Source organism: Pseudonocardia lacus, from assembly GCF_018531445.1.
In the GTDB taxonomy this organism is placed as follows: Bacteria; Actinomycetota; Actinomycetes; order Mycobacteriales; family Pseudonocardiaceae; genus Pseudonocardia; species Pseudonocardia lacus.
Genome location: NZ_JAHDTH010000080.1, coordinates 1 through 12,240, shown reverse-complemented (window position 1 = coordinate 12,240; position 12,240 = coordinate 1). Strand labels below are relative to the sequence as shown.

Annotated in this window: 9 protein-coding genes and 1 pseudogene; 4 read left to right on the top strand and 6 right to left on the bottom strand. The window is 75.3% G+C overall.

The window, feature by feature from the left end; translation table 11 throughout:
* Positions 1–68 precede the first annotated feature (68 nt).
* The 3 genes from KIK08_RS18275 to KIK08_RS18265 are packed head-to-tail and all read left to right on the top strand — an operon-like array spanning position 69 to position 3,435.
* The gene (locus tag KIK08_RS18275) at positions 69–1,127 is read left to right on the top strand and encodes a thiamine pyrophosphate-dependent dehydrogenase E1 component subunit alpha (protein ID WP_408004685.1); all 1,059 of its coding nucleotides are present in this window, start codon (positions 69–71) and stop codon (positions 1,125–1,127) included.
* Between the two features lie 20 nt (positions 1,128–1,147).
* Positions 1,148–2,113 (top strand): alpha-ketoacid dehydrogenase subunit beta, encoded by a 966-nt coding sequence (locus KIK08_RS18270; RefSeq protein WP_214404410.1) that lies wholly within the window; start codon positions 1,148–1,150, stop codon positions 2,111–2,113.
* On the top strand, positions 2,110–3,435 hold the full coding sequence (locus tag KIK08_RS18265) for a dihydrolipoamide acetyltransferase family protein (protein WP_214404389.1): 1,326 nt from the start codon (positions 2,110–2,112) through the stop codon (positions 3,433–3,435). The genes KIK08_RS18270 and KIK08_RS18265 overlap by 4 nt, the downstream gene beginning before the upstream one ends.
* Before the next feature lie 19 nt (positions 3,436–3,454).
* Here KIK08_RS18265 and KIK08_RS18260 read toward each other — a convergent pair whose 3' ends face one another.
* The 3 genes from KIK08_RS18260 to denD all read right to left on the bottom strand — a co-directional run bounded on the left by KIK08_RS18260 (position 3,455) and on the right by denD (position 5,912).
* Positions 3,455–4,354, bottom strand: coding sequence for an MOSC domain-containing protein (locus tag KIK08_RS18260; RefSeq protein WP_214404388.1), 900 nt, complete (start codon positions 4,352–4,354; stop codon positions 3,455–3,457).
* Between the two features lie 58 nt (positions 4,355–4,412).
* Positions 4,413–4,823 carry a hypothetical protein gene (locus KIK08_RS18255; protein WP_214404387.1) on the bottom strand — a complete coding sequence of 137 codons (411 nt, stop codon included), beginning with the start codon at positions 4,821–4,823 and terminating at the stop codon, positions 4,413–4,415.
* A 99-nt stretch (positions 4,824–4,922) separates the two neighbouring features.
* The gene (gene denD / locus KIK08_RS18250; protein WP_250557281.1) at positions 4,923–5,912 is read right to left on the bottom strand and encodes a D-erythronate dehydrogenase; all 990 of its coding nucleotides are present in this window, start codon (positions 5,910–5,912) and stop codon (positions 4,923–4,925) included.
* 227 nt (positions 5,913–6,139) lie between these two features.
* Here denD and KIK08_RS18245 point away from each other — a divergent pair, with 227 nt between their 5' ends.
* Positions 6,140–6,457, top strand: a complete 318-nt coding sequence (locus KIK08_RS18245) for a hypothetical protein (RefSeq protein WP_250557280.1) — start codon at positions 6,140–6,142, stop codon at positions 6,455–6,457.
* A 101-nt stretch (positions 6,458–6,558) separates the two neighbouring features.
* Here the strand turns inward: KIK08_RS18245 and KIK08_RS18240 are convergent, their stop codons facing one another.
* From KIK08_RS18240 to KIK08_RS18230, 3 genes and pseudogenes are all read right to left on the bottom strand, one after another.
* Positions 6,559–9,150 carry a flavin-containing monooxygenase gene (locus KIK08_RS18240; protein ID WP_214404386.1) on the bottom strand — a complete coding sequence of 864 codons (2,592 nt, stop codon included), beginning with the start codon at positions 9,148–9,150 and terminating at the stop codon, positions 6,559–6,561.
* Between the two features lie 195 nt (positions 9,151–9,345).
* On the bottom strand, positions 9,346–11,730 hold the full coding sequence (locus tag KIK08_RS18235) for a galactose oxidase-like domain-containing protein (protein WP_250557283.1): 2,385 nt from the start codon (positions 11,728–11,730) through the stop codon (positions 9,346–9,348).
* 104 nt (positions 11,731–11,834) lie between these two features.
* A pseudogene (locus tag KIK08_RS18230) lies at positions 11,835–12,240 on the bottom strand (hypothetical protein); the annotation flags it as partial.

Sequence of the window (12,240 nt, the reverse complement as noted above, 5' to 3'; positions counted from 1 at the left end):
CGATCGACCGGTCCGGGGGTCAGGATGCGACTCGTCGTCTTCACGTCCCGACGTCGGGAGGAGCACCGGTGGACACCGCAACGGTCCGGATCGTCGAGCCCGACGGCGAGGTCGCGGCCGGGGCGCCCGCGCCCCCGCCGGTCGCCGAGCTGCTGGCCGGCTACCGCGCGATGGTGCTGGCCCGCAGGCTCAACGAGCAGGCCGGGGCGCTCGTGCGCCAGGGCCGCCTCGCGGTCTACCCGTCCTCGCGCGGCCAGGAGGCCTGCCAGGTCGCGGCCGCCGCGGTGCTCGCGGAGCGGGACTGGCTGTTCCCCACCTACCGCGACACCGCCGCCGTCGTCGCCCGGGGCGTCGACCCGGTCGAGGTGCTCACCCTGCTGCGCGGCGACTGGCACTGCGGCTACGACCCGCTCGCGCACCGGGTGGCGCCGCAGGCCACGCCGCTGGCCACGCAACTGCTGCACGCCGTCGGCGTCGGGCACGCCGCGCGCCTCAAGGGCGACGACGACGTCGTCATGGCGCTGTGCGGGGACGGGGCGACCAGCGAGGGCGACTTCCACGAGGCGTGCAACTTCGCCGCCGTGCTCGGCGCCCCGGTGGTCTTCCTCGTGCAGAACAACAAGTACGCCATCTCGGTCCCGCTGGCCCGCCAGACGGCCGCGCCGTCGCTGGCGGCCAAGGCCGTCGGCTACGGCATGCCCGGCGTGCTGGTCGACGGCAACGACCTGGCCGCGCTGACGGTCGTGCTGGGCGAGGCCGTGCGGCGCGCCCGCGACGGCGGGGGCCCGACCCTGGTCGAGGCCGACACCTACCGCATGGACGCCCACACCAACGCCGACGACGCCGGCCGCTACCGCGGCGAGGACGAGGTCGCCGGGTGGGCGCTGCGCGACCCGCTGCTGCGCCTGCGGGCCCACCTGGTGGCCCGCGGCGCGCTGACCGAGCAGCTGCAGGCCGAGTACGCCGCCGCGGCCGAGGCGCTGGCCGCGCGCACCCGCGACGGGGTCACCCGCGGCGGCGGGGTCGACCCCGAGGAGATGTTCGCGCACGTCTACGCCACGCCGACGGCCCAGCTGGCCGAGCAGCGGGCGCTGCTGCGCACCGAACTGGAGCTGGAGGGGTCGTGACGGGCGCGCGGAAGCTGACCATGGCGCAGGCGATCAACACCGCGCTGCGCGACGCGCTGACCGCGGACCGGTCGGTCGTCGTGTTCGGCGAGGACGTCGGCCCGCTCGGCGGGGTGTTCCGGGTGACCGACGGGCTGACCCGCGACTTCGGCGAGCAGCGCTGCTTCGACACGCCGCTGGCCGAGTCCGGGATCGTCGGGCTGGCCGTCGGCATGGCGATGAACGGCCTGCGCCCGGTGGTGGAGATGCAGTTCGACGCGTTCGCCTACCCGGCCTTCGAGCAGGTCGTCAGCCACGTGGCGAAGTTCGCGAACCGCACCCGGGGGCGGGTGCGGCTGCCGCTGGTCATCCGCATCCCCTACGCGGGCGGCATCGGCGGCGTCGAGCACCACAGCGACTCCTCGGAGGCCTACTACGCGCACACCCCCGGCCTGACCGTGCTCGCGCCGGCCACCAACGCCGACGCCTACGCCCTGCTGCGGGCCGCGATCGAGCTGCCCGACCCGGTGGTGTTCCTGGAGCCGAAGAAGCACTACTTCCTCGCCGAGGAGGTCGACGTGCTGGCCCCCGCGCCGCCGATCGGGCGGGCCGTCGTGCGCCGGGCCGGCCGCGACGCCACCCTGATCGCCTACGGGCCCTCGGTGCCGGTCGCGCTGGCCGCCGCCGAACGGGCCGCCACGGACGGCCGCGACGTGGGGGTCGTCGACCTCCGCTCGATCGTGCCCTTCGACGACGACACGGTGTGCGCCGAGGTGCGCCGCACCGGGCGGGCCGTCGTCGTGGCCGAGGCGCCGGGGTTCGCCTCGGTCGCCTCCGAGGTCGTCGCCCGGGTCACCGAGCGCTGCTTCCACCACCTGGAGGCCCCGGTCCGCCGGGTGACCGGCTTCGACGTGCCCTACCCGCCGCCGGAGCTGGAGGGGTACTACCTGCCGGGCACCGACCGCATCCTCGACGTCGTCGACGACCTGCAGTGGGACGCGACATGAGCGGGCGCGTGTTCACCCTGCCCGACCTCGGCGAGGGCCTGACCGAGGCGCAGATCGTGCGCTGGCTGGTCGCGGTGGGCGACGAGGTCGCCGTGGACGCCCCGGTGGCCGAGGTGGAGACGGCCAAGGCCGTCGTCGAGGTGCCGTCGCCGTTCGCGGGCACGATCGTCGAGCGGCACGGCGCCGAGGGCGCGACCCTGGCGGTGGGGGCGCCGCTGATCACGGTCGAGGACGGCGCGGCGCGGACGTACCGCGAGGAGGAGCGAGCCGGCTCGGGGAACGTGCTGGTCGGGTACGGGACCACCGCCGCGCCCGCGCGGTCGAGGCGCCGCCGCGGCCCGGCCCGGCACCCGGGCGACGCCCGCGGCGGCGCCGAGCGACCCGCGGTGAAGTCGCCGATCGTGCGCAAGCTGGCCCGCTCCCACGGCGTCGACCTGGCCGCGCTCACCGGGACCGGCCCCGGCGGGCTCATCGTCCGCCGCGACGTGGAGGCCGCCATCGCCGCGGCGACCGGCACGGCCACCGGTACCGCTGCCAGCACAGCCACCAGCACAGCCACCAGCACAGCCACCAGCACAGCCACCACCGCAGCTCCCGCTCCCGGGCGCGACCGGGACGCCCGCACGGGCCTGCCGGTCCGGGCGCGCGTCCCCCTCACCGGCGTGCGCCGGGCCGCGGCCGACGCGCTGGCCCGCAGCCGCCGCGAGGTCCCGGACGCCACCACCTGGGTCGACGTGGACGCCACCGCGCTGCTGGAGTTCCGCGCCGCCCTCGACGACCGCCGCCCCCGCCCGGGGATCCTCGGCGTCGTGGCCCGGTTCGTGGTGGCCGGGCTGGCCGCGTTCCCCCCGCTGAACTCCCGCCTCGACCCCGACGGCGCCGGCGTCACCGAGCTGGACGGGGTCAACCTCGGCATCGCAGCGCAGACCGACCGCGGCCTGCTCGTGCCGGTCGTGCGCGACGCGCACCGGCTCGGGATGCGGGCCCTGGACGCCGAGCTGCGCAGGCTCACCACCGCCGCGCGCGACGGCTCGGCCACCCCCGCCGAGCTGACCGGCGGCTCGTTCACCCTGAACAACTACGGCGTGCTGGGCGTGGACGGCAGCGCCGCCATCGTCAACCACCCCGAGGTCGCGATCCTGGGCATGGGCCGGATCCTGCCGCGCCCCTGGGTGGTGGGCGGGGAGGTCGTCCCCCGCCACATCACCCAGCTGTCGCTGGTGTTCGACCACCGCGTCTGCGACGGCGGCACGGCCGCGGGGTTCCTGCGGTTCGTCGCAGACGCGATCGAGGACCCGCTCTCGGCGCTGGCCGAGCTGTGAGGTCCGGCGGCGCGACCGGTCAGTCGCCGGGCGCCGCCGGGCGCACCTCGGCCGGGTCACCGCGGCGCACGGTGCCGGGGCGGCTGATGTCGGCGTAGACACCGGCGCACGCCCACGTCCCCATGCCCTCGATGGTGCGGCGGTTGGTCCTGGCGATGGTGCGCAGCGTGTCGCGGTCCTCGGGCAGCTCGCCCTGGGCGAGCGTGGTCATCACGCACCGCATGGTCGACATCCGGATCGTGATCCCCGCGCCGCCGATGTCGAGGCCCGAGCCGACCCACTCGTCCTCGGCGAACGAGGTCTCGGGCACGTCGAGCAGCACGTTGGGCCGGTAGCGGCGCGGGTCGAACGACGAGTCCGGCGCGGCCGCCGAGAGCGCCCGCAACGTGGCCGTCGTCAGCACGTGCAGCACGGCCAGGTCGACGAAGCTGCCCGCCGGGGCGAGCGCGGCCAGCTGCAGGGTGCTGACCGGCTCGCCGTCGGTGTGCGAGGACGTGGTGCCGGTGATGAACTCCCGCGGCGCGAGCCCGTCGATGTCCGGCCACTGCTCCTCGAACACCGGCCGCTCCGGGGCCTTGCTGGTGAGCCGGACCGGCCGGCCCACGTGCGCCGAGATCGCCTCGTCGACGGCCGGGTCGTCGCTGCGGCGGGTGCCGCCGTCGGGGAAGGTGATCGCCACCGGGGGCAGCGCCTCGCCGTCGCGGGGCTCCTCCAGGTAGGCCGCGCGCAGGTCGAGCAGCCGCGCCCACTTGCGCGGGTGCTTGGCGCTGGCCACCGCGCCGTCCTCGGCGTCGACGACGGCGTAGCCGCGGTCGCCGACCACCCCGGCCGCCCCCAGCACGGCCTCCTCGACCGTCTCGCCCAGCATGGACTTGACGGGGTAGCGGTGCAGGGAGCGCACGGTCGCGGCAGCGGTCATGCCCCTGTGTCTACCCGGCCGCGGCACTCTTGTCGCGGGTCGAACGCCCGGGCCCCGGTCAGCCGAGCGCGGCCCGCCACAGCTTCCCGGCGGCGCGCCCACCCGGGATGCCGTCGATGCCGGGCCACTCCTGGGTGTTCTGCGGCTGCAGGAAGGAGAACCGGTAGGGGGCCTTCTCGACCGTCAGCTTCATCCCGCCGCCGAAGTAGTACCAGGGGAACTTCACCTCGGTCACGGCCTGCCGGGGCGCGTCGAACACCGTGACGGAGCTGCCCCGGTCGAGCTGGGCGACCAGCCCGACCCGCCCGCTCCGGCGCTCGAGCTCGGTGAGCTGGCCGCCGGTGAGCGCGCCGCGGCCGGCGGCGGTGAACCGCACCCGCCCGTCGACCAGCTCCAGGACGCCCGGGGTGCTCCCGGTCGAGCCCATGATCAGCCAGGCGGTGGTCCGCAGAGCGTCCGTGTGCTGCATTTCCCTGTCCTTCTCGTCGGTCCGGCGCGGGGTGCGTCCGGTGACCGGGACTCTGCAGGGCCGCGCTGAAGGTCCGCTGAAGGTCCGCTGAAGGCCGGGTCAGCCGGCGGCCGGCGGGTTGTCGGCGAGGTAGGCGCGCACGATGTCGTCGAAGGAGCGCTCCGGCTCCAGCCCGAGTCGCCGCGCGCGGTCGGTGCGGAAACGCGCCGGCCAGCTGCGCACGATCCGGGCCACCGCCGGGTCGTCGGTCCAGTCGATCAGCGCGGCGACCTCGGGGCCGGCCACCCGCTCCAGCGCCGCGGCCATCTCGGCCGGCGTGGTGCTCAGCGCGGGCAGGTTGACCGCGGTGCGGCTCCCCCACGTCGCGTCGTCGACCGCGGCGGCGCGCAGGATCCCCTCCAGCGACCGGCGCGGCGAGGACAGCGCCACCGGGGTGTCGGCGGGCACCGGGCAGGCCGCGCGCTGACCCGCCAGCGGCTCGCGCACCATCCCGGACAGGAAGCCCGACGCCGCGGCGTTCGGCTTTCCGGGGCGCACCGACACCGTCATCAACCGCACCGAGCGCCCGCGCACGAAGCCCTTGCGGGTGTAGTCGGCGACCAACTGCTCGCCGATGAACTTCTGCACGCCGTAGCTGGACTGCGGCCGCGGCAGGGTGTCGTCGTCGACGTCGCCGATCGGGCCGATCGCCGGGTCGCTGCCGAACACGGCCAGCGAGCTGGTGAACACCAGCACCGGCGGGACCCGGTGGGCCCGGGCCCACTCCAGCACCGCGCGGGTGCCGTCGAGGTTGGTGCGCATGCCGAGGTCGAAGTCGGCCTCGGCGGCCCCGCTGACCACACCGGCCAGGTGGAACACCGCGTCGGCGTCGGCCAGCCCGTCGAGCGCGGTGGCCAGGTCGCCCACGACGGCGCGGGCGCGGGCGTCGGCGGTGACGTCGGCCGGCGGCTCGACGACGTCGACCAGCACCACCTCGTCGACGTCGGCCGGCTCCGCGCCGCCCACGGCGAGCGGGCCGGCCAGCAGCTCGCGCGCCAGCAGCGCACCCAGGAACCCCGCGCCCCCGGTGACGACCACCCGGATGCCCATGCCGCCTCCCGCACACTCGTCGCCAGGTCCCGCCGACCCTACGACGGCTGCGCCCGACGGAATCCTCCTCTCCTCGCACCTCCTGCGGCCCGATCAGGACCCGGTGCGCCCTCGATCCCCGAAACCGAGCGGGAAGAGCTCGTCGACGGGACGTATGTGTGCATGTATGCGTATGCTCCTCGCCGCACGTCAGAACCACGCTCGACGCCGCTGCCCGAGGGGTTGACATGGAACCGCATCACCAGCAGAACAGCTGCACGGACGCCGACGAGGTGGTCGAACTCGCTGCGGAGCAGGGCGACACCGACGAGCTCCGCCGCCTGGCCGCAGCCGGGAACACCGACGCCACCGACCTGCTCGTCGAACTCGCCACCGAACGTGGCGACCTCGACGAGCTCCGCCGCCTGGCCGAGCGCGGCAGCACCGACGCCGCCGACGAGCTCGTCGAGCTGGCCGCCGAACGCGGCGACGTCGACGAGCTCCGCCGCCTGGCCGCAGCCGGGAACACCGACGCCGCCGACGTGCTCATCGAGCTCGCGACCTGACGCCTCCGGGACGAATGACCATCAGCGCGCCGCCGGTTCGACCACGGGAAGGACCGACGACCCGGGCGGCGGGGCCGGGGCCCCGCCGCCCGGTGCCGCGGTCAGGCCGGCACGCGGGCGAAGAACCCGGCGATCGCCTCGGCCATCTGTTCCCGGTACGGCGCACCGGACAGCACCACGTCGACCATCGTCATCGACGTGTGCGTGTGCCCGCGCGCCGGGATCAGCCGCACCTGGTTGCCGGCCCGCTCCAGCGCCTCGGCGTAGGCGTTGCCCTCGTCGCGCAGCGGGTCGAACTCCCCGGTGATGATCACCGCGGGCGGCAGGTTCGCCAGGTCCGCGTGCAGCGGGGCCATGCGCGGGTCCTTGCGGTCGGCCGGGTCGACGTAGTGGTCGAAGAACCACTCCATCAGCGGCTTCGTCAGCACGTAGCCCTCGCCGTTCTCGGTGTACGAGGGCCGCGACATGTCGCTGTCGGTCACCGGGGTGAGCAGCAGCTGGCCGACGAGCTCCGGGCCGCCGGCGTCGCGGGCCTGCTGGGCGACGACCGCGGCCAGGTTGCCGCCGGCCGACCAGCCGGCCACGGCGAGCTGGCCGGGGATGCCGCCCAGCTCGGTGACGTGGTCCCCCACCCACCGCAGCGCCGCCCAGGCGTCGTCGTGGGACGCCGGGAACCGCGCCTCCGGGCCGTGGCGGTAGTCCACCGAGATGATCGCCGCGCCGCTGCGCGCGCACAGGTCGCGGCACAGCGGGTCGTCGGAGTCGGCGCTGCCGAGCACCCAGCCGCCGCCGTGGTAGTACACGACCAGCGGGTGCGGGCCGGGGGTGTCGGGCCGGTAGAGCCGGTAGGCCAGGTCCCCGGCGGGCCCGGGCAGCACCCCGTCGACGATCTCGCCGACCTCGGGCCCGGTCGGGCGGTCGGCGTTGGTCGCGTCCATGAAGGCGCGGGCCTCCGCCGGTGACATCGACTCCAGCGGCGGCAGGTCGAGCGAGGCCATCATGTCCAGCACCATCGCCACATCGGGCTGCACGCGCCGGACGACGCCGTCGTTCTCCTGCACCCCGCCCGGGCCCTCCAGCCGGAAGCCCAGGTAGCGCTTCTCTCGGACCTCGTCGGAGACCGCCCGGTAGGCGTCGACGCCGCCGATGTAGGCCAGGAACACCCGCGGCTTGTCGGGCACGTTCGCGCCCATGTACCAGGAGTTGGCCGTGGGGTGCAGGGTGATCGCGGCGCAGTCGCCGTTGTGGCGCTCCCAGCCCTCCTCGGCGGTCTGCGTCGGCTCGATCGTGGTGTAGCCGCCCTCGCGCATGTCGGTCAGGCAGCCGGCGATCCACTCGACGTGCTGCTCGATGGAGACCGCCATGTTCGACAGCACCGAGGGGCTCTGCGGGCCGGTGACCATGAACAGGTTCGGGAACCCGACGCTCAGCAGGCCGAGGTAGGTGTGCGGGCCGTCGTCCCACTTCTCCTTGAGGGTCCGCCCGCCCTTGCCGGTGATGTCGACGCCGACGATGGCGCCGGTCATCGCGTCGAAGCCGGTGGCGTAGACGATCGCGTCGAACTCGAACGAGCGCTCCGCGGTCTCGATCCCGGTCTCGGTGACCGTGGTGATCGGTTCCTTGCGCAGGTTGACCAGCTTGACGTGCGGCTCGTTGAACGTCTCGTAGTAGCCGGTGTCGAGGCAGGGCCGCTTGGTGCCGAAGTAGTGGTCGGTCGGGCAGAGCGCCTCGGCGGTCTCCGGGTCGCGCACGATCGAGCGGATCCGGTCGTGCAGCAGGTCGCGCAGCAGGTTGTTGGCCTCGGGGTTGGTGCCCAGGTCGGCCCACAGGCTGGCCAGGATGCCGCCCAGGGTGCCCTCCGCGACGGCCGCGTCGAACCGGGCCTTGCGCTCCTCGGGGGTCAGCTGGGCGGCCGTCTCGACGGCGGGCTCGCGCGGCACGCCGATCCGCGACCACTTCGCCCGGTCGCGGTAGCCGGCGCGGTCGGCGGCGAGCTCGGCGAGGCTGCTCTGCGGCGCCGGGCCGTTGTGCGCGGGGATCGAGAAGTTCGGGGTGCGCTGGAAGACGGTCAGCTCGGAGGCCTGCGCGGCGATCAGCGGGATCGACTGGATGCCGGAGGACCCGGTTCCGATGACGCCGACGCGCTTGCCGGTGAAGTCGACGCCCTCGTGCGGCCAGCGGCTGGTGAAGTACACCTCGCCGCGGAACCGGTCGGCGCCGGCGATGTCGACCTCCTTGGGCACCGACAGGCAGCCGGTGGCCATCACGTAGTACCGCGCGGTCACCCCCGGACCGGGGTCGGTGCCGATGCGCCACAGCTTGCTGGACTCGTCCCACGTGGCCTCGGTGGCCCGGGTGCGGAACCGGATGTCGCGGCGCAGGTCGTAGCGCTCGGCCACGAACTGCAGGTAGCGCAGGATCTCCGGCTGGGTGGCGTACTTCTCCGACCAGGTCCACTCGGCTTCCAGCTCGGGGTCGAACCCGAAGGTGTAGTCGGTGGTGGGGATGTCGCAGCGGGCGCCGGGGTAGCGGTTCCAGTACCAGGTGCCGCCGACGTCGTCGGCTGCTTCGAGCACGGTCGCCGTGAAGCCCAGTCCCCGCAGCTTGTGCAGCATGTAGAGCCCGGCAAAACCGGCTCCGACGACGACGACGTCGACGTCGGGCTGGGTCGGCGCCCCGTTCGTTTCGGCCATTCCTGCTCCTCTTCTCCGACCGCGGCTTTGCGGCGTTCTCCATCGGGGGTGGTCCGACGTGCGGGCCACCGGCTCCGATGGGTGGATCAGCCGTACTGAGGCGACTCTAGATGAGTCGGGGCCGCATCTGGAGTGGTCGACGGGGGGGAGATCGAGACGAGTGGTCGCGCGGTCCCGCGCGCCCTGTCCGGGAGGTCAGGTCGCCCGGGACAGCTGGACCCACACGCCCTCGGAGGGCACGCCGGCCGTGCTGACGACCACCAGCTGGTACCAGCCGGGCGGGGCCAGCGCGGGCGCGTCCGGGATCGCCAGCTCGACGGTGGTGGGGCCGGTCGGGCGCAGGGGCAGGTCGACCAGGCGCTGCTCGACGTCGCACGAGTGGGTGGTCGCTCCCGGGCGCAGCAGGCTGGCCTCCCGCAGCCCGGCCGGGTCCGCGACGCGCGCCGCCACGGTGGCGCCGTAGTGCAGGTCCGTCGCCTCCGGCTCGACCGTCGGGCGCGGCCCGGCGAACAGGTAGGGCGGCCAGAACACCTCGATCCGCAGCTCCTCCTCCTTGCGCTGCGGGTTCGACCCGGCGGTGACGACCTTGCCGTCGGGCACCAGCAGCGCGACCGAGTGGTAGAGCCGGTCGACCCGGGAGGCGGCGGCGCCGCGCCACGTCCCGGTCCGGGGGTGGTAGATCTCGGCGTGCGGGGAGGCGTGGTGGTGGCTCTCCTCCATCCCCGACCCGCCGTTGACCAGCACCGTCCGGTCGGGCAGCAGGGTCGCGCACAGGTGCATCCGCGGGTGGTGCAGCGGCGGCGCCGGCACGTAGGTGGGGTGCGGCCCGGTCAGGTCCACGACCGCGGCGGTCCCGGTCGTCCCGACGGCGTGGACGTCGGCGCCGCCCCCGCCGACGACCAGCACCCGCTGGTCCTGGGCCGGCGGCAGCAGGACGCTGGCGGCCTGGTTGCGGTACTGGGGCTCGGGCAGGCCGTCGACCCGGACGACCGTGCCCGCGACCGGGTCCCACACCGCGGGGCGCTGGCCGTTGTTCGCCCCGTACTGCGCGCCGCTGTAGAACAGCCTGCCGTCGGCGAGCAGGAACAGGTGCCCGTACATCGGCCAGGGCGGCGACGGGGGCAGCGCCGTCCAGTCCCCGTCCGCGGCGCGCCGCTCGGGAACCAGGCTCAGGAACCCGTCGGCGCCCAGACCGGACACGGCCAGCACGTCGCCGTCGGGCAGCGCGACGAGCGTCGGGTACCAGCGGCCCTCGCCCATCTCCGGCGCGACGACCCACTCCCCCGCGCGGCCGGTCGGGCTCGCCGCCGACTCCGGACCCCGGTGCGGGTCGAAGGCCACGCACTGGCGCAGCCCGACGAACGGGTCGTAGCGCTCGGTGCCCCCCGCCGCGAGGACCCGCCCGTCGGGCAGCTGGGCGTGCCCGCAGCAGAACAGGTCGACCGGCGTGCCCGGGGCGCTCATCTCCGGCGTCGGGTAGTGCCAGACCCGGGTGCCGTAGCGGCGGGCCGCCGCCTCGTCCGGGTCGTTGCCGGACCCGGCGAACAGCAGCACGTCGCCGGTGTGCAGCAGCACGGCGTGCACGGCCAGGACCTGGGTGTCGGTCTCCAGGATCCGCCAGACGCCCTCCTGCGCGGCGGCGCCCAGATCGGTCTCCACGGGCACCACCCGCGTCAGGCCGGCGTTCGGGCCGACCGGGTCGTCGACGGCCAGCACCAGCAGGTTCGCCTCGCCACCGCCGCCCTCGTCGAGCAGGGTCACCGCGCAGCCCTGGTTCTCGTGGAAGCGCCAGCCGGGCACCGTGCGCCAGGGCCCCCAGCCGTCGGCCGGGCGCCCGCGCCCGTCGAGCCGCCACCCGAGGCAGTAGTGGGCGTCGTTGCGGCCCTCGGCGGCGTCGACCACGCAGACCAGCAGCTCGGGGGTGCCGTCGCCGTCGATGTCGCCGACGGTGACCCCGACGCCGGCGTTCTCGGTGCCGACCCAGTCGGGGACCGCGACCCACGGGCTCCACCCGCTCGCCGTGCCGTCGGCGGCCAGCGCCGCCGTGCGGTACAGCCCGATGTTGGGCCCGACCGGGGCGTCCGCGATGAGCAGCACCAGCTCGGCCCGACCGTCGCCGTCCACGTCGGCGACGGCGCAGTCGGCGCCCTGGTTCTCCCAGAAGGGCCAGTCGGGCACCGTCTGCCACGGGCCCCACCCGCCGGTGGGCACGCCGTCGCGGTCGAGGCCGCGGGCAACGCGCACCAGCCCGACGTTCGGCCCCTGCGGCGCGTCGACCGCGAACAGGACGAGGTCGGGCGCGCCGCTGCCGTCGAGGTCGGCCAGCGCGATGCCGCCGCCGGCGTTCTCCCAGAACGGCCAGTCCGGGACCCGCTGCCACGGCCCCCAGCCGCCGGTCACCGCGCCGTCGACGACGCCGCGCCCGACCCGGTAGAGACCGGGGTTGGGTCCGGCCGGCGCGTCGATCGCGAACACGACGAGGTCGCGGGAGCCGTCGCCGGTGAGGTCGCCGACGGCGACACCGCCGTCGACGCCCGCCGTGCCGGGCCAGTCCGGGACCGCGGTGAACTCCGTCAGCATGGGCACCGTTGGTACACCACCGCCGGCCCCCGCCGCGTCGGCCGAGCCGGTGCGGGTTGGGGGCCGGCGGCGCCTCCGGGGCGCCCCTCGAGCACCGGAGGGCATCAGACCGCCGGCGCGTCGACCCCCAGCAGCTCCAGCGCGGCCGCCGCGTTGGCCCGGGCCGCGCCGTGCGTGGCGAGGTAGGCGCCGGCGTGGCCGGGCCGCCAGATCGGCAGCCCCATCTCCACGACGACCGCGTCCGGGCGCTCGGCGACCAGCTGCTCGATCAGCGCCACCATCCACGGGTGCCGGTGCGCGTCGCGCACGACGACCACCAGCGAGCGGTCCGCGGCGCGGGCCAGCAGCTCGGCGGCCCGGGGCCGGGCCGCGTCGACGTCGACGACCTCGCCACCGTCCGGCGGCATCCACGGCGCGATCCCCCACGGCACCGGACCGGCCGCGATCGTCGCCGGGGCGCTGAGCTGCAGCACGAGCGGGCGCCGCAGGGCCGGTGCCGCTCCGCGCACC

Excerpts from the sequence above, each read along its gene's own strand:
- KIK08_RS18270 (WP_214404410.1), top strand. The coding sequence starts at position 1,148 with ATGGCGCAGGCGATCAACACCGCGCTGCGCGACGCGCTGACCGCGGAC.
- KIK08_RS18265 (WP_214404389.1), top strand. The coding sequence starts at position 2,110 with ATGAGCGGGCGCGTGTTCACCCTGCCCGACCTCGGCGAGGGCCTGACC.
- KIK08_RS18260 (WP_214404388.1), bottom strand. The coding sequence starts at position 4,354 with ATGACCGCTGCCGCGACCGTGCGCTCCCTGCACCGCTACCCCGTCAAG.
- KIK08_RS18255 (WP_214404387.1), bottom strand. The coding sequence starts at position 4,823 with ATGCAGCACACGGACGCTCTGCGGACCACCGCCTGGCTGATCATGGGC.
- denD (WP_250557281.1), bottom strand. The coding sequence starts at position 5,912 with ATGGGCATCCGGGTGGTCGTCACCGGGGGCGCGGGGTTCCTGGGTGCG.
- KIK08_RS18245 (WP_250557280.1), top strand. The coding sequence starts at position 6,140 with ATGGAACCGCATCACCAGCAGAACAGCTGCACGGACGCCGACGAGGTG.
- KIK08_RS18240 (WP_214404386.1), bottom strand. The coding sequence starts at position 9,150 with ATGGCCGAAACGAACGGGGCGCCGACCCAGCCCGACGTCGACGTCGTC.
- KIK08_RS18235 (WP_250557283.1), bottom strand. The coding sequence starts at position 11,730 with ATGCTGACGGAGTTCACCGCGGTCCCGGACTGGCCCGGCACGGCGGGC.